Below are 15,911 nucleotides of genomic sequence, written 5' to 3'. Positions count from 1 at the left end.
AAGTCCGGGCGATAGGCCGCGATGGCAGGTCTGATAAGGCGTTGGCCGCTTTTTCTCCTCTCTACTCACTACTTTCTCCCGCTCTGTGAGCGACCGGATTTCCTGCCAGGAAATCCGGTCGCTCACGGAAGATGCTCGACGGGCAATTAGAGTTGCCTGAAACGGCCGGGGCGGATAGCATGTTCGTTCGGCGGGTCAGCCCAGGGGGTGGGCCACGGGTCGGCCCGGGCTTGCGGCCGCTCTCCCCTAACCGACGGAGCATCGCAACGTGGTTAGAACGTTGCATAAATATATCGGCCGCGATTTGCTGAAAGTCGCGGTCCTGGCGTTGGTGGTCTCGACGCTGCTGTTCACTGTTTTCACGGTGGTCGAGCCGCTGCGGAAGCTGGGACTGGCCTCGGCGCAGGTCGCCGAGTTCATTTTCTATACCATTCCGATCATGCTCTCGATGACCTTGCCCGTGGCGGCGCTGTTCGCCTCGACCATCGTCTACGGGCGCTTCAGCCAGGACAACGAGATGACCGCCTGCCGCGCCAGCGGGCTTTCGACGCTCAACGTCCTGAGCCCCGCCCTGGCGCTGGGGGTGACGGTGGCGCTCCTGTCGCTGGTGCTGAGCAACTTCGTGACCCCGCGGATGGCCGAACTGGTCCAGAAACGCGTCAAAGACAACATGATGGCCCTGATCTCCAAGAAGCTCGAGACCCAGGGATACTTCGAGCAGGGCAAGTCGCTGATCGTCCATGCCGACACCGTCGCCCGCGACAGCGAGCAGGGCATGGTGCTCTACGGCGTGGTGGCGATCAACATCAAGAGACCCAAAGACGACAAGAAGACCCCCGGCGCCGTCAAGGAACCCGACGAGATCATCGGCGTGACGGCTTCCAAGGCCCACGCCAGTTTCGGCGAAAGCGACGACGTGGTGGACATTCATCTGGTCGACCCGATGGCGTTTCGCACCCGCGACGGGTCCGACGCCAATGAGGCGCTTCAGCCGTGGCGGTTCGAGATGCCCAACCGCGTCAAGGACGACCCGTCCTGGTACGACTGGTGGCGGTTGATGCAGGCGCAGAAGAAAGTCTATGCCAACGCCGAGATCCGCAGCATCATCGAGCAGATCCGCAGCGAGATGGTGCATGACATGTTCATCGACGTGATCATGAAGAACCTGGAGTCGGGAGGGGTCTATCGCGGGCTCAGCGCCGGCGAGGACACGTTCTGGATCAAGGCGCCGCTGGCCAAGCGCGACCCGGGCAAGGGCGTCGATCTGAGCAGCCAGGTGCGCCCTGACGGGTTGACGCCCATCACCGTCACGGTCATGCGAGGCGGCACGTGGCACGAACGCATCACCGCCACGACCGGGCGAATCGCCATGGGCGTTCCGCCGCTGTCCACCCGCTCGGTCGTCAGCATCACCCTGTCGGGCGAGGTCGAAAGCCAGTTGTCCGGAAGCAGCCAGCTCAGCCGCCACAACCGGCGCAGCTTCGGAAACATGTCCATCCCGGCCTCGACGCTCAAGGAAGTCGAGGACATCGGCGACGCGACGATCGCCAACGGCGACCCGAAGGTCGTGCGCAGCGGCTCGCGTCACGTGGCGAGTCTGAAGAAGAAGCTGCACAGCGTGCGGTCGAAGATCACCGCCGAGATCCACCGCCGCCTGGCGATGGCGTGCAGTTGCTTTATCCTGGTGGCGATGGGCGCCGCGATGGGACTGCTGCTTCGCGGCGGGCAGATCCTGACGGCCTTCGTGATCACGGCGGTGCTGGGGTCGGTGATGCTGATCCTGGTGATCCGGGGTACGCAGATGATCAGCGACACGGGCATCAACAGCACGGCGGTGGGTCTGGGCCTGGCCTGGGGCAGCGTGGCGGGCATGACGCTGGCGACGGCGGCGGTATTGGTGAATCTCTGTCGCAGGTGAGGGATGAAGATCCTGGATCGCTACATTGTGCGCACCTTCCTGACGACCACGTTCATGTGGTTCGTCGTGATGATGTCGCTGCGCATCGTGATCGACCTGTTCATCAACCTCGACGAGTTCAACAAAGGCTCCGGCGGCGTCAGCGCAACGCTCGGGCGGGCGATGGAGTATTACTCCGCCTGGTCGACGGTGTATTTCCAGCAACTGGGCAAGGCCATCATCGTCTTCGGCGCCCTGACGACGCTGTACACGATGAACCGAACCAACGAACTGACGGCGATTCTGGCCTCGGGGCGAAGCCTCCACCGCGTCATCCTGCCGATCATCCTCTGCGCGCTGGGTCTGAGCGGGCTCAATATCATCAACCAGGAAATCGTCATCCCGCCGCTGGGACCGCTGCTGTCGGCCGACCGCGACTCCTTCTCCGAAAACAAGCTCCTGCAGGTGTTCCTGACGCCCGACGGCTCGAACTCGACCTGGTACTCCAGCGAGTTCGACGCCCTCACTGGGGTGATGGCCAATCCGCTGGTGGTCCTTCGAGAGGATGCCAATGACGACAAGCGCCCCGATTTCCGCGGTCTGGCCATGATCTCCGGTCAGAGCGCCAAATCCGGGCAGCTCGAACTGCTGCGACCGGACCCCGCCGCCGCGGGCGAGGTCCTGACCGGATGGTTCATCGCCGGCGGAAAGCTCACCAGCTATCGCACCAGCGGCAACCCGATGCAACTGGCCAACAGCCAGGCCATCGTCACCTCCGTCACGGCCAAGCCTTACCTGGACCACTTGGTCAAGTCGATGGACGGCCGGGCGCTGCCGCCGGCCAAAGACGCCGGCTACATGCGTAACGCGAAGGGCCTTTCGCTGGTGGAGCGCGTGGACGCGCTGTCCAACATGCACGTGCGGGCTCGCGAGTTCGTCAGCGGCGCCGCGGCGGTCGCCAAGGACCGCCCGTCGATCCTGGTCAAGCCGCAGTTCATCTTTCGCGGCGGGGCCGACAACCGCATCCTGGCGGTGATTACGGCGGATCGGGCCGTGGAAGATCAGGGCGGTCAGTGGACCCTGACCGGCGGGAGCGTGTTCTGCCCGTCGGACCTGACGAGCAAGGAACTGCAGTTGCGCCAGAACACGCGGTGGCTGGACTATCTCTCGACCGCCCAGCTCGGGGCGATGCTGGAAAGCGGGGCGCTGCCCAACCTCACGCGGCGGGCGATGCTGACCAAGCACCTGCGCTTCGCCGAGCCGTTCAACAGCCTGATCCTGCTGCTGCTGGTCGTGCCGTTCATGCTCTCGCGCGAGCGGAATCTCAAGGCCTCGACCCTGCTGGGCGTGACGATGGGCGTGGGATTCTATGCCTTCATCTACATCTGCCAGTACGCCGCCCTCTCGCCGACGCTGACGGCGTGGCTGCCGGTGCTGCTGTTCGGCCCGGTGGCGGTCGTCATGCTCGATTCGGTGAAAACCTAGTGAGCGACTACCGCGTCAACCTCGACATCTACGCCGGTCCGCTGGACCTGCTGCTGTACCTCATCCGCCGCGACGAGGTCGACATCCACAACATCCCCATCGCCCGGATCACCCAGCAGTACATCGAGCACGTCGAGGTGCTCAAGGCGTTGGACCCCAACGTCGTGGGCGACTTCCTCGTCCTGGCCGCGACACTGATGGAAATCAAGACCCGCATGCTTCTGCCGGCCCCGCCGCCCGAGGAAGGCGGCGAGGAAGGCCTCGAGATCGACCCCCGTGCCGAACTGGTCCGACAGCTCCTGCAATACAAGGCGTTCAAAGACGCCGCGTTTGACCTGGCCGACGCGGCCGCCCAGCAGGCCATGAAATTTCCACGCCGACCGGGGCACGTGGGCGGGCAGGACGAATCGGCGCTGGACCTCGAAGACGTCCAGATCTGGGACCTGCTCTCGGCGTTCGGGCGGCTGATGGACGCCATCGGCCAGACCGCCCGCCAGCACGAGGTCATCTACGACGACACGCCCCAGGAACTGCACTCGCAGGATATCCTCGACCGCCTCGCCCGCGAAGGGGCCCTGAGCTTCAGCCAGATCTTCCACGGCCGCACCTCGCGCAGCGAGATCATCGGCCTCTTCCTGGCGCTGCTGGAACTGGTGCGGCAGAAGTCGATCATCGTCGGCCAGGACGCCAACTTCGGCGAGATCCAAGTCGTGCTCAACCCCGACCCGCCGACGGCAACAGAGAGCACGGGCGAGACGGGTGCCACGCACAACTCCGTTGTGCGTGTCCCTGACCACCCCGATTCACATCCAGAGAGCATGGGCGAGACGCCCATGCCACCCCAGAGCATGGGCGAGACGCCCATGCCACCCCAGAGCATGGGCGAGGCGCCCATGCCGCAGAGAGACGAGCCTGCCGATGAACCCCCAGCAGAAGCTTGAACAACTGGGCCTGAGATTGCCCACCCCGCCCAAGGCCGTCGGCCTGTACGCGCCGGCCCTGCGCAGCGGCAATCTCGTCTTCACGTCAGGTCAGATAGCGATGGCCGCGGGCGAACTGCTGGGCGCCGGCAAGGTGCCCGTGCAGGTGCCGCTGGACTTGGCCGCAGCGTGCGCCCGCCAGGCGGTGCTCAATGCCCTGGCGGCAGTGGCGGCCGTGGCCGGCTCTCTCGACGCGATCCGCCGGATCGTTCGCATGAACGTGTTCGTCAATTCCTCAGCGGGATTTACGGATCAACCCAAAGTCGCCAACGCCGCCAGCGAGCTGCTGCTGGAGCTGTTCGGTCCGGCAGCGGGCACGCACACGCGCTGCGCCACAGGCGCCGCTGAGTTGCCGCTCAATTCGCCCGTAGAGATCGATCTGATCGTTGAAATGATCTCTTGATCGAGTGCCATGGCGGCCGTTGGGCGCTATCATTCCCACGGAACCATCTGGGGGCAAAATCCGATCATGGAGAAGAAACACTCAACCGTCTGGGGACGGATCAAACGGGCGTGGCGCAAACGCGGACCGATCGGCTTTGTGCGTCTGGCGTGGAGGAATGCGGTCATCTACGCCAAACTGCCGTTCAATTCGAAGGCCATCCGCAGGCAGCACTTCGATCATAGTTTTGACAAACAGTACGGCACCGACACCACCGGCTTCATCCCGATCGGGGCTCTTACCGTCCCTGCCGAGCACGAGGACCACGCACGCGAATACCTGCCCTCGGACACCAACATCTTCCGGGGCATCCTGGCGCGGGTGCCTATCGATCATTCACAATTCACGTTCATCGACTTCGGTTCGGGCAAGGGCCGCACGCTTCTGCTGGCGTCGGATTACCCGTTCAAGCGGATCATCGGCGTGGAGTTTGCTGTCGAGATGCATCGCGTCGCCGTCAACAATATCGCGGTCTACAAGTCCCCGACACAAAAGTGCGCTTGTCTGGAGTCCATCTGCACGGATGCGACGGTCTACCAGTTGCCGGACTCTCCCCTGGTATGCTACCTGTATGCTCCCTTCGACGATGTCGTGCTTACCAAGCTGCTGGCAAACCTCAAGCGATGGGCCGGGGACCATCGCCACGACGTCTATGTGCTGTACCTCCATTGCGAGCACCGGCGCCTGTTCGACCAGTCGCCGGACTGGAAGCTCGTGGACGAGAAAGCGTACATCGGCAAGGAGGACGGGTTCGCGATCTATCAACTCGCCCGGTCGTGACGCCGCGTATTCCGCTGCTTATCTCTTTCGCCGCAGGAGGATCGGCGCCGCGACGCCGAGCATCATCAGCAGCGAGACCGGCTCGGGCACGGGGTGAACCTCGCCCAGGCCCAGCGGTTCGTCGAAGCTCACAAACGCCCAGGCAAACTGCGTGTGCTGCAGGTTCAGACCCGGCAGGTCGCGAGAGTAGATCAGGAACCCGCCGTTGCCGTCCGATTCGTAGCAGAGAATGTTGTCGTCGGGAGCGGTGCGACCGCCGGAGGTCACCTCGAACGAATCGCTCAGCAGCAGCATGCCCGTCTCGGGCGACTGGCCGTCGATGGTCAGGCGGTACGTCCCGGCGCCCAGCGTCACCATCGTGAAATCACCGAAGGACAGCAGATTGCTCATCTCATACCCGTCGTAGCGCCCGCCGATCAGGCCCGGGGTGTCTCCCGGCAGGTAGACGAACGAGAAGTCCGACGTGCTGGAGCCGGGAGAGAGGAAGTCGGCCGTGTTGGTCTGCACGCGGATGTCCCACCCGCTGCCGTCGGCCAGCACGCCCGTCTGCACCACGTTGTACCAGTTCGCCCCCCCGATGGCCAGCAGCAGCCCGTCGGTTCGCGAGTCGACGCCCAGGTTCAGCGTGCTGCGACCCACCTCGCCGCCGGTCACCGTCAGCATCGACTGCGTCACGCCGTTGCCGGCGATGATCGTGCCGGTCGTGTCGACGTGCCCGCCGATCCAGCCGCCGCTGAAGGGGAACCACGCCACAGCCGTGTTGATGTTGATCTCGTTGAGTTCGGCTCCGGCTTGCGTCGTGGACAACGCCATGAAGCCCGTCCCAAAGCTGTTGCGCCCGACCTCGACCGTGCCGACGACGCCGTCGCGCATGCCCTGGCGAACCGTGGCCATCAGCACGCCGTCGGTGTATTTCAATCCGCTGCCGGCCTTGGTCAACTCGATGTCGCCCTCGTTGGCCAAGCTGACGCCCAGGCCGGGGTACGCCTGCTGAGGAATGGTCACCGCGCCGACGGTATTGTTGTTGGGGTCGGTCGCGCCGGCGACCTGCACGTTGCCGGCCACCACGCGGTTGCCCGCCGCCTGGTACTGCGTCATCACCTCGACCGTCCCCAGCGGGCGGTCGTACAGCGCCACCTCGGCGATCGTGCCCTCGAAGCCCTGCCCGATCGTCAGCAGCCCCGCTCCCAGGTCCAGATCGTGACCGCTCAAAACGCTCTGACCGCTCAGCACGCCGTTGACGTAAAGCCGCAAAACCCCGCCCGTGCTGACGGCGGTGAGCTGATACCACTGGCCGGCGACGGCGTCGGCGGTGTCGGTCACGCTGGTACCCAGGTGCGTCTGGTCGTCCTGGTGAATGACGGCCCAGCGATCGGCGGCCGTGCTTGCGTCGGGCGAAAGGCCCAGAAGCACCGCGTCGTTCCACGCGCCGCTGCCGGTGCTGAAGACCGTCTGAGCCCCGGCGGCGCTGGCGGACCGCACCCAGGCCGATACCGACCACTGCGACATCGCGGCAACGGGCGAATCGGTCACGACAACCTCGCTGCCGTCAAACTGCGACGCGTTCCCCGAGCCGCTGTACGCGGCGTTCAGCGAGGCGCCGCCCGATCCATAGTTGGTCACGCCCGAGCCGCTCTCGGCTGACAGCCGGTGGTACAGCACGGGCGCCTGGTCGATCACTACCTGCGGGCTGAGTTTGCCCTGTGTGTCCACCGTCGGCATGAGCAGGAAGTCCTGCTGCGGACCCGTCAGGTACGCGTCGAGCGAGGGCGAGTACGTCCGCACGTGGACGATGTCGATGTCGGCCGAGACGATCTCGACCAACCTCAGGTAGCCGTTGCCGCCGTTGGTCGAGCCGGTCACGCCGTCCTGAAAGTTGGCCATGATCTCGTGCGTGGTCGTGCCCGTGTCGTTCACGACACTGTTGCGGGCGGCGCCATCGCCGAGGGCGTGGCCGCTGAAGACGAACGCGACATTGTGCTTGGAGACCAGCGAGTCCCACAGGTCCTGCCCGTCGTTAGCGCCGCCGCCCAAGGCGGCCAGGCCATAGCTTCGCGGCGAGGCCTCCTGCGCGGCGCCGTAGGCGTCCCAGTCGTAGCGCAGCTCGGTCGAGTCCAGATACGCGTGCGTGGTGATGATCGCCTTGGCGTCGGGATGAGCGGTCAGCACCTGGTCGGCCCAGGCCACCACCGAATCGCGCGGGGCGAACTCCAGCGACAGGACGATCCACTCCTTGCCGGCGGCAGTGAACGTGCTGTAGCTGTTGTCGGTCTTGCCGCTTTCGAAGAACCCGCCGATGGAGGCCTGCGTGGCGTAGGGCGTGCCGTCGCCAAAGTAGGCCGCCGAGTTGAAGGTCGTGTTTCGCGTGGAGGAATCGCCGCAGGGGCCGTAGTCGTGGTTGCCGGTGCTTAGCACGTACGGCACGACGCCGTTGAGGCTGTCCATGGCGCCGCGGACGGTCGCCCACTCGGTGCTGTAGTTGTTCTGGGTCAGGTCGCCGACCTGGATGACGCCGGCGATGGCGTTGCTCGTGACGTGATCGGCGATCCACTGCGTCTGGGCGTAAAGAAGGCCGGTGTCATGCTGTGTATAGCTCTGCGTGTCGGGCATGATGACCAGCGTGAAGGCCCCGGCGGCAGGGGGGTCGGCATCGGCGCGGGCCTTCGCTGAACAGGCCAAGAGCACCGCAGCAATCGCCGCTATGGTCATTGTCTTAGATGCCATTATTCATCTCTCCGCGAGACTCAACGGATCGTTCTGTCGGTGCCTACGCCGGCACAGAGCAGTCAGAACGATTGCCCGCACCATGCTTGAGCAACGATTGTGCCAAAGGGGAGCCGGCAGCGGGCGAATACCGTAAACAGCGGCATCGACAGTAGTTAATCACTGATAGAAATGGTTATCGACTCACTGAACACGCGACTTGCATGGCGCACAATGCGGCAATGATAATAATTCAGCGCCGCATATTGCGGCGCAGGCGCGAACCCGCCCGAAACTGTCGGGCAACATCCAGCGGTTTCTATCGTTATTGCTCGTATTCCCCCCCGTCAAAGCAACGCCAGCCACTTTGGTAATAGTAATGTTAGCAACATGTATGCCAAATAACCCCTGGCAATCGTATCGTATGTAATGACGATCTACTAAAAGATTTATAAGCATCGCTCAGGCATGGCTGTCCGGTCCGGCAGGCGGATGTGCTGTCGCAAATCGCAGCAAGTCTCAGCCGTTGCCCGCGTATAATTCTTCCGCGTCGGGGAAAAATCCATTCACTACTAAGGGGGCGTCAGAGCGATGAACACGCGAAAGATCATTCTGCGGCGGGATGCACTCAAGGCGGCGGCGGGAATCGTCGGCGGGGCGGTTCTGGGCGGATGTGCCTGTGCGGAGAAGCTGGGGATCGCCTCCGGCGTCGGCGCAGCGACCGGCGGCGACTGCGACATCAGCGCCGCCGAAGACCTCATGCGAGAGCACGCGCTGCTGCATCGCCTGCTGGTGGTCTACGACGAAGGCGCGCGGCGCATCGACGCCGGCGAGGACGCCCCGCTCAAGCCCCTGGGCGAAGCGGCGGCCGTCGTGCGGACCTTCGTCGAGGACTACCACGAGAGGCTTGAGGAGACGCACGTCTTTCCGCGCGCCCGCGCCGACGCTCGGTTTACCGCCCTGGTGGATGTTCTTCAGGCTCAGCACAACGCCGGGCGGCGCCTGACCGACGCCATCCGCGAGTTGACCGGCAGCAACGCCGGGCACAGCGAAGGCGCGCGATTGTCGCAGAGCCTCAAACAGTATCGCGCGATGTACTTGCCCCACGCGGCGCGCGAGGGTACTGTCCTGTTCCCGGCGTTGCCGGGGCTGTTCGGCTGCAGCGAATACCGCCGCCTGGGCGAGCGGTTCGAGACGCGCGAAGAGGAGTTGTTCGGCCGCGACGGGTTCGCCCGCATGGTGGACCGGGTGGCCGCGATCGAGAGGTCGCTGAATGTGGGCGACCTGTCGCGATTTACGCCCCGCATCTGAGGAAAGCGAATGGGTTTGGTCCTGGCGTTTCTTCTTCTGTTGACCGGCGGGGCAATCGTCATCCTGTGCGGTCGGCGCGTGGCGGCCGGGGCGATTGCCTCCGCCATGGGCCTGGGCCTGTCTCCCTTGATGACCAGCGTCCTGATGGTGGGCTTTGTGCCCGAGACGCTGCTGATCGCCCTGGTGGCGTCGCTGGCGGCAGTGGAGGGGATCGCCATCGGCGTTATCGTCGGCGGCGTGATGGCGGCCATGGCGCTGTCGATGGGCCTGGGCGTGATCCGCAAGGAGATGACCTTCGCCGCGGCCCCGGCGGCGACGCTGATCGTTCCGGTGCTGGCGGTGCTGCTGTTCTGGGGGCTGGCCGCCGACGGCGAACTGGCGCGGGTGGACGGTCTGGCCCTGCTGATGGCCTTTGGCACGGCGGCGGTGTTTCTGCTGTACCTGTCGCGCAAGGGGCTGGAGGTCAAGCCCGCAGGCGACGCCGCGGCCGCCGGCGACGAAAAACTGCCCCTCAGCGCCTTGCAATCGATGGGGCTGCTGGGGCTTCTGGTGGCGGGGCTGGCCGCCGGAGCCATCATGCTCGTCTACGGCGTGGGCTACGCGACAGCCGCCGCGAAGGTGTCCAACACCACGGTGGCGATGACGCTGCTGGCGCTTCTGCCGGCGGCGCCGCGCCTGTGGCGCCAGACGCCCGCCGGCGAGGCGGCCCCCAAGATCACCTATGGCAACATCATGGCGCCGATCATCGCGGGGTTTCTGCTCATCGGCGGCGTCGTCGCGATCATCTCGCCGTTCAAGGTGCCTCCGGCGGCCGTGAGCTTCTATCTGCCCCTGTGCGTGCTGACGGTGGCGTTTGTGGCCTCGGTGCTGCTCTTTCGCAAACTACCCCGCTGGTCCGGCGCGGTGCTGCTGGCGCTGTTCGCCTGGTTCGTCCTGGGCGGGTGGATCTTCCACTTCGCCCAGAATCGTTCGTGACCTGGATAGAGATCAAATCAGCCGCTGAGGTCGCTGAGGTCGCTGAGGGAAGAAGTTGTTCTGTCTTCTAATGTCCTCAGCGACCTCTGCGGCTTGATCTACCCCGCCCCGGGCGCTCTATGGAGCGATCTTCTTGAGCAGCCAGGCGATGTTCTGCCCGAGGGTCGCCATCGTGGCCATGCCTTCTTCGTCGTCGGCGACTTCGCCCTTGTTGCGCCCGATGGAGATGTTCCAGTACGTCGAGCCCGGCACGATCATCTCGCCGATGAGGAAGAAATGGTTGATGCTGTCGAAGGCGTGGATGGCCCCGGCGCGGCGGACAGCCACCACCGCGGCCCCGACCTTGCGACGCAGAAAGTTCCCGTTGGCCCGCGCCACCAGGCCCGAGCGGTCGATCAGGGCCTTGAGCTCCGGCGTGATGTCCGCAAAGTACGTCGGCGAGGCCAGGATGATCGCGTCAGCGTCGCGCATCGCCGCGATGCAGTCGTTGACCATGTCGTTCTTCTGCGCGCAGAGGCAGTCTTTGCTGTCGAAGCACTGATAGCACGCGATGCATCCGCGGACGGCGTTGCCGCCAAGCTGGATCATCTGCGTCTCGATGCCCTCATCTTCCAGCGGCTCGAACACCTTGCGGATCAAGGCCGCCGTGTTGCCGTCTTTTCGCGGGCTGCCGTTGAACGCGATCACTTTCATGGGCGGGTCTCCTCAAAAGGACAAATTGGAAATCAGACGCGCCGCGTGTGCAACCAAAAAACAAAACGAGCGGGCGCCTCCCTCTTGGCGGCAGCAGGATCAGGCCGCCGGCGTCGTGGGCAGGCCCCATACTGAAGCTCACGGGGGGCCGGCTTGGGGCCTGGGGTCCTACGGCGACGGCGGCCGGCGAAATTGATCGAGGCTTTGGGCGGCGAAGAGCCCCCGTGGTTGCGGCCGAGTGAAGCAAGGCCGCACCACGCCTCTGCGGCTCAAGCTAACGGCGGGTAACTAATCGAATGTTGAGATACGTTCTTGTTCTGTCAGGCGATCTATAATTACACGGAAGATTATTGTGCAAAACATCCAAGGGGGCGTCGTATGGGCAACGAGTCACAGGCGGTGCAGGCGGCGGCTCTTCCATTTCCCGGCGCGGTCGATGAGGACGGCAGGATCACCTTCACGCTCTATGCGCCCAACAAGCGGTCGGTCCATCTCATCGGCGACTTCAACGACTGGGACGCCCACGCCGAACCCATGCACGAGGTCGACTCGGGGCTGTGGTCCACCCAGCGCGAGCTGCCGCGAGGGGCATTCGCCTACCAGTTCCTCATCGACGGCGAACTGATCATCTGCGACCCGTACGCGCGGTACATCGAGAAAGAACCCGGCGACGGACCGCGGAAGGCGGTCGTGAGGCCGCTTGAAGATCCCTACCAGTGGCAGCATGACGATTGGGCCAGGCCGAAATTCGAAGATCTCGTCATCACCGAGCTGCACATCGCCGACTTCACGCCTCAGCGCAACTTCCGTGTCGCCGTCGAGCGGCTGGATTACATCCGCGACAGCGGGTTTAACGCCGTCGAGCTGATGCCGATCTTCGGCGTGCATGAAACCGCCGGATGGGGATATACGCCGACGTTCCTCTTTGCCCCGAACGAGGCGTACGGCACGCCCAACGAGTTGCGGTGGCTGATCGACGAGTGCCACGGCCACGGGATCGGCGTGATTTTGGACATGGTCCTGGCGCACACCGGTCCCGAGCATCCTTTCAACCAGATGTACCCGTACGATCAGAGCCCGTGGTACGGCCAAAGCCCCGCCGGGCCTAACGAGTACGGTCTGCCGACGCTGGACTACTCCAAGCCGGCCGCCCGGGCGTATGCCCGCGACGTGTTGGCGTATTGGCAGCGCGACTTCCACATTCACGGGTTCCGCTTCGACTTCATCAAGTACACCGGCGTCACGCACGACGGGCACGGCATTCCCACCCTCGTGCGGGCGGCGCGCGAGGTGCTTCCCGAGTCGTATGTCATCGGCGAGCACCTGCCCGAGGCGCCGGAGATGCTGATCGACGCCGGAATGGACGGGGCGTGGCACCGGCGGTTCAGCCGGGCGATGAAGGCCCTGCTCTGCCAGAAGGAGTTCGACCAGTACCGATGGGAAGATTTCGACGCGGCCATCCGCGTGCTCGACCCGGCCAACGAAGGCTACGGCCGCAAGCCCACCTGCATGGTCAACTACCTCGAAAGCCACGACGAGGAGCGGATTATCCTGGAGATCAAGCGCTGCGGGTTCGACGACGAAACCGCCCGCCGCAAGAGCGCCCTGGGGGCGACGATCCTGTACACAGCCGTGGGCGAGCCGATGCTCTACCAGGGTCAGATGTGGGGCGAGGACAAGCCCAAGAACATGGACCACAATTTCATCGAGTGGGAGAAGCTGGAGTACCCCGGCGGCAGCGGGCTGCGGGACCACTACAAGCGGATGGCCTGGCTGCGCCGGACGCGCGACGCCCTGCGATCGGGGAACATCGCCCTGGACTCGATCCTGCCCGACCGCAAGTGCGTCGTCTACCACCGCTGGAACGGCGCCGGCGACGAGGTGGTCGTCGCGGCGAACTTCTCGCCCGATCCCCAGCGCGTGCAGGTGCCCTTCCCCAGCTCGGGCAAGTGGCTGGAGTTCTTCAGCGATCAGACGCAGGACCGCGGCGGATCCATGGAGGTAGAAATCGAAACCTGGGCGGCCAAAATCTTCCTGCGCCAACCGTAGCCTGGCGGCCAATCTGCTCGACGGTCGGGGCGGCTATCGGGTCTCGTTGTTGAGCCGGATAGCGCCCGAAGGCGGAAAGGACGCTTTCGAGCAGCGGGACCAGGCGGTGGAGACAGCGGTGGCGGGCCATCCAGGCCCAAACTCGCTTCCACTGCCTCAGCCCGCTGGAGAACAGCAGATGCCTCAGGCGGTCGGGCAGGTTGGGCTTGGTCGCTGCGGCTCTCCAGATCGACGACCATGTGCCAAACTGCGTGTTGATCCAGTTGAAGCCTCTCTCCAGGGCCTCGGGCGACATCCCGACCGGCTGGAACACGGCGTGGCGGGTGTCGTACAGGTCCCAGTTGCGAGTCAGCAAACGCCCTTGACGCTCCATCCGCTCGAACAGCCCGTGCCCGGGTACGGCGTGAGGATATGGAACGTGGCCGACTCGATCCCCTGGCTGACGCTCCAGTCCAGCGTGCGGGCAAAGACGCTTTCGTCGTCGCCGTCCATTCCGAAGACGAAACTGGCGTTGACCATGACGCCCAGGTCGTGGAGCAGGCGGATGGCCGCGTTGTAGTCGCGGTGGACGTTATGCAGCTTGCCGACGCTGCGAAGGTTGGCCTCGCTGAGAGTTTCAAAACCGATGAACAGACTGCGCATGCCCGCGTCGGCAGCCTTGCGGATGACGTCGGGGCGGTTCAGGATGGCCTGCACCGTGCCGGCGCCCAGCCACACGCGCCCCATGCCCTTCATGCCGTCGAAGAGGCGCTGGGCGAAGTCGACGTCGCCGAAGAGGTTGTCGTCCAGGAAGCAGACGTGGCGCCCCGGCAGGCTTTGGATTTCGGCCAGCGCCTGGTCGACTCGCATCGTGTAAAAGCTCGGGCCGCCGCGATAGAAGGCGTCTTTATAGCAGAACTGGCAGTGGTGCGGGCAGCCGCGCGACACCACCAGCGTGTTGGGCACCAGGTAGAGGTGCCGCTTGATCAGGTCGCGGCGCAGCGACGGCATGCCGACCAGGCAGCGATGGGTGCTGCGGTAGATTCTGCGGGGTCTGCCGGCGGCCAGGTCATGCAGGAATCGCGGCCAGGTGTCTTCGCCGGGGCCCAGGAAGACGCTGTCGGCATGCTCTGAGGCCTCGCGGGGCAGTGAAGTGGGGTGCAGCCCGCCCAGGCATACGTGTGCGCCTTTGGCGCGGTAATGGTCGGCGATCTGATAGGCGTGATAGGCCGACGAGATGTATGCCTGGATCACCACCACGTCGGGCGAGTCGTCGAGATTGAGTTTCTCGACGTGCTCGTCCTGCAGGTCGATCGGCGTCTGGGGCGGAAGATACGCCGCCAGCGTCGCCAGGCCCAGCGGCGGAAAACGGTAGTACTTGACTCCTTTCTTGCAGACGCCCGAAGCCTCCATCAGTGACGGCAATACAAACTTGAACTTCATGATGCACCCCTTTCTGCATCGGCGGGTCCTATGGCTCGCTCAGGATGCTCTGCAGCAGGTTGACGTACCTCTTCAAAGCCTTGCGGCCCTGATCGGTCATCCATACGCTGGTCAGAGGCTTTCTTCCCTGAAAGCTCTTTTCAATTCGAACATATTGGGCCTTCTCCAGGGCCGACAGGTGCACCGAGAGATTGCCGGCTGTGAGGTTCAGGCGGGCCTTAATCTCGACGAAGTCCAGCTTGCCCACCGCGGCCAGCGACGCCATGATGGCCAGTCGCGTCCGCTGGCAAAGCGCCTCGTCAATTTGATCGAAGGTGCGTTCGTCCATGGCTTGGTCCTTGCGAATCAACCGCCGTGGCGGATCCACACCACCACGCCGTACACCAGGTGATACCCGCCGAACGTCACGGCCAGAATCAGGTAGGGGTACAGGGGCAGAAAGACAGCCGCCACGGCGGAAGCCATGAACGCCACCGCCATCACGCGAAGCTCGGGTGGTCCAAACTCGCTGATCTGCCAGCACGCCAGGCCGTAGCAGGCCATCCAGATCGGAGGGATGAGCCCCCAGAGACTCCACACCTGTGATCCATACAGGAACCACTGCGCGATAATGGCCAGCGTCAGGGCCACGCCCACACAGAAGGGGGCGCCGGCGGCGCGCAGCTCGCGCTTGCGAGCGGCCGACCAGAACGGCAGGCTCATCTTCCGCTCGCGTCGGCGGACCAGCAGTAGCGCTCCGGCCAACGCCGCCACAAAGACTCCGCCCCACAAGAGTATCTCCACCACGGTGGCCAGGCGGGCGGGGATGGATCGCCAGATGACAGCGTCGGCGATAAGTCCGGCCAGGGCTACGGCGGCGGCAAAGACCCCGGCCGCACCGCTCATGACCGACAGTTGCACGGGGCGCTCAATCAGATCTCGAATGGTCGCCAGCTCCTCGGCCGCCTGCTGCTTGTCCATGTTCCTGGCTCCTGTGGTTTATACTACAAACTAGTTTATACTTCACACCAAGGCCAAGTCAAGAGGCGATTCAATTTTCTTTTGGGACTTAGAGCATCTAGCGATCATCTGTAGCGTATCCGCAGCTACGGAAGTAGCCTTGGCACTCCTCCGCGCTCACGGCCCTGAGAGCTTGGCCGATCACACCAATGAGTTCCTCCAACGTACGCCCGGC

At 64.4% G+C, this 15,911-nt stretch carries 14 protein-coding genes; 8 read left to right on the top strand and 6 right to left on the bottom strand.

Translation table 11 applies throughout. The annotated features are described in order from the left end of the window. Positions 1-268: 268 nt before the first annotated feature. The 5 genes from ABFD92_09175 (at position 269) to ABFD92_09155 (ending at position 5,584) form a co-directional block, all read left to right on the top strand. Positions 269-1,918, top strand: coding sequence for an LptF/LptG family permease (locus ABFD92_09175; GenBank protein MEN6504697.1), 1,650 nt, complete (start codon positions 269-271; stop codon positions 1,916-1,918). A gap of 3 nt (positions 1,919-1,921) precedes the next feature. Next, the gene (locus ABFD92_09170; protein MEN6504696.1) at positions 1,922-3,382 is read left to right on the top strand and encodes an LptF/LptG family permease; all 1,461 of its coding nucleotides are present in this window, start codon (positions 1,922-1,924) and stop codon (positions 3,380-3,382) included. Next, positions 3,382-4,323, top strand: a complete 942-nt coding sequence (locus ABFD92_09165) for a segregation/condensation protein A (protein ID MEN6504695.1) — start codon at positions 3,382-3,384, stop codon at positions 4,321-4,323. Before ABFD92_09170 ends, ABFD92_09165 begins: the two co-directional genes overlap by 1 nt. Continuing rightward, positions 4,301-4,765, top strand: a complete 465-nt coding sequence (locus ABFD92_09160) for a RidA family protein (GenBank protein ID MEN6504694.1) — start codon at positions 4,301-4,303, stop codon at positions 4,763-4,765. Before ABFD92_09165 ends, ABFD92_09160 begins: the two co-directional genes overlap by 23 nt. A gap of 66 nt (positions 4,766-4,831) precedes the next feature. Then, positions 4,832-5,584: a class I SAM-dependent methyltransferase gene (locus ABFD92_09155; protein ID MEN6504693.1), complete on the top strand. Its 753-nt coding sequence runs from the start codon at positions 4,832-4,834 to the stop codon at positions 5,582-5,584. A gap of 18 nt (positions 5,585-5,602) precedes the next feature. Here the strand turns inward: ABFD92_09155 and ABFD92_09150 are convergent, their stop codons facing one another. Next, positions 5,603-8,308: a LamG-like jellyroll fold domain-containing protein gene (locus tag ABFD92_09150; GenBank protein MEN6504692.1), complete on the bottom strand. Its 2,706-nt coding sequence runs from the start codon at positions 8,306-8,308 to the stop codon at positions 5,603-5,605. Positions 8,309-8,878: 570 nt separating this feature from the next. Between ABFD92_09150 and ABFD92_09145 the strand changes: the two genes are divergently transcribed. Beyond that, complete coding sequence (locus tag ABFD92_09145; protein MEN6504691.1) at positions 8,879-9,598, top strand: hemerythrin domain-containing protein; 720 nt, start codon at positions 8,879-8,881, stop codon at positions 9,596-9,598. 9 nt (positions 9,599-9,607) lie between these two features. Beyond that, the gene (locus ABFD92_09140; GenBank protein MEN6504690.1) at positions 9,608-10,573 is read left to right on the top strand and encodes a hypothetical protein; all 966 of its coding nucleotides are present in this window, start codon (positions 9,608-9,610) and stop codon (positions 10,571-10,573) included. A gap of 117 nt (positions 10,574-10,690) precedes the next feature. Here ABFD92_09140 and ABFD92_09135 read toward each other — a convergent pair whose 3' ends face one another. Next, a complete protein-coding gene (locus ABFD92_09135; protein ID MEN6504689.1) occupies positions 10,691-11,266 on the bottom strand; it encodes a flavodoxin family protein in 576 nt (191 codons plus the stop codon). 378 nt (positions 11,267-11,644) lie between these two features. Here ABFD92_09135 and ABFD92_09130 point away from each other — a divergent pair, with 378 nt between their 5' ends. Beyond that, positions 11,645-13,315: an alpha-amylase family glycosyl hydrolase gene (locus tag ABFD92_09130; GenBank protein ID MEN6504688.1), complete on the top strand. Its 1,671-nt coding sequence runs from the start codon at positions 11,645-11,647 to the stop codon at positions 13,313-13,315. Here the strand turns inward: ABFD92_09130 and ABFD92_09125 are convergent. The 4 genes from ABFD92_09125 to ABFD92_09110 are packed head-to-tail and all read right to left on the bottom strand — an operon-like array spanning position 13,230 to position 15,697. Beyond that, positions 13,230-13,670: a hypothetical protein gene (locus ABFD92_09125; GenBank protein MEN6504687.1), complete on the bottom strand. Its 441-nt coding sequence runs from the start codon at positions 13,668-13,670 to the stop codon at positions 13,230-13,232. The two genes, ABFD92_09130 and ABFD92_09125, sit on opposite strands and share 86 nt — an antisense overlap. After that, positions 13,664-14,737: a radical SAM protein gene (locus ABFD92_09120; protein ID MEN6504686.1), complete on the bottom strand. Its 1,074-nt coding sequence runs from the start codon at positions 14,735-14,737 to the stop codon at positions 13,664-13,666. Before ABFD92_09120 ends, ABFD92_09125 begins: the two co-directional genes overlap by 7 nt. A gap of 28 nt (positions 14,738-14,765) precedes the next feature. Further along, entirely contained in the window at positions 14,766-15,065 is a 300-nt protein-coding gene (locus tag ABFD92_09115; GenBank protein ID MEN6504685.1) for a transcriptional regulator, read from the bottom strand. A gap of 17 nt (positions 15,066-15,082) precedes the next feature. Beyond that, on the bottom strand, positions 15,083-15,697 hold the full coding sequence (locus tag ABFD92_09110; GenBank protein ID MEN6504684.1) for a hypothetical protein: 615 nt from the start codon (positions 15,695-15,697) through the stop codon (positions 15,083-15,085). Positions 15,698-15,911: the final 214 nt, after the last annotated feature.

It is taken from the genome of Planctomycetaceae bacterium (assembly GCA_039680605.1).
GTDB lineage: Bacteria > Planctomycetota > Phycisphaerae > SM23-33 > SM23-33 > JAJFUU01.
Note: the sequence above shows the minus strand (reverse complement) of the source record. Positions and strands in the feature narration are given on the sequence as shown.

What these genes read in the sequence shown, in the direction of transcription:
- ABFD92_09160 (MEN6504694.1), top strand. Translation starts at nt 4,301, where the DNA reads ATGAACCCCCAGCAGAAGCTTGAACAACTGGGCCTGAGATTGCCCACC.
- ABFD92_09170 (MEN6504696.1), top strand. Translation starts at nt 1,922, where the DNA reads ATGAAGATCCTGGATCGCTACATTGTGCGCACCTTCCTGACGACCACG.
- ABFD92_09140 (MEN6504690.1), top strand. Translation starts at nt 9,608, where the DNA reads ATGGGTTTGGTCCTGGCGTTTCTTCTTCTGTTGACCGGCGGGGCAATC.
- ABFD92_09155 (MEN6504693.1), top strand. Translation starts at nt 4,832, where the DNA reads ATGGAGAAGAAACACTCAACCGTCTGGGGACGGATCAAACGGGCGTGG.
- ABFD92_09120 (MEN6504686.1), bottom strand. Translation starts at nt 14,737, where the DNA reads ATGAAGTTCAAGTTTGTATTGCCGTCACTGATGGAGGCTTCGGGCGTC.
- ABFD92_09115 (MEN6504685.1), bottom strand. Translation starts at nt 15,065, where the DNA reads ATGGACGAACGCACCTTCGATCAAATTGACGAGGCGCTTTGCCAGCGG.
- ABFD92_09135 (MEN6504689.1), bottom strand. Translation starts at nt 11,266, where the DNA reads ATGAAAGTGATCGCGTTCAACGGCAGCCCGCGAAAAGACGGCAACACG.
- ABFD92_09130 (MEN6504688.1), top strand. Translation starts at nt 11,645, where the DNA reads ATGGGCAACGAGTCACAGGCGGTGCAGGCGGCGGCTCTTCCATTTCCC.
- ABFD92_09150 (MEN6504692.1), bottom strand. Translation starts at nt 8,308, where the DNA reads ATGGCATCTAAGACAATGACCATAGCGGCGATTGCTGCGGTGCTCTTG.
- ABFD92_09110 (MEN6504684.1), bottom strand. Translation starts at nt 15,697, where the DNA reads ATGGACAAGCAGCAGGCGGCCGAGGAGCTGGCGACCATTCGAGATCTG.
- ABFD92_09145 (MEN6504691.1), top strand. Translation starts at nt 8,879, where the DNA reads ATGAACACGCGAAAGATCATTCTGCGGCGGGATGCACTCAAGGCGGCG.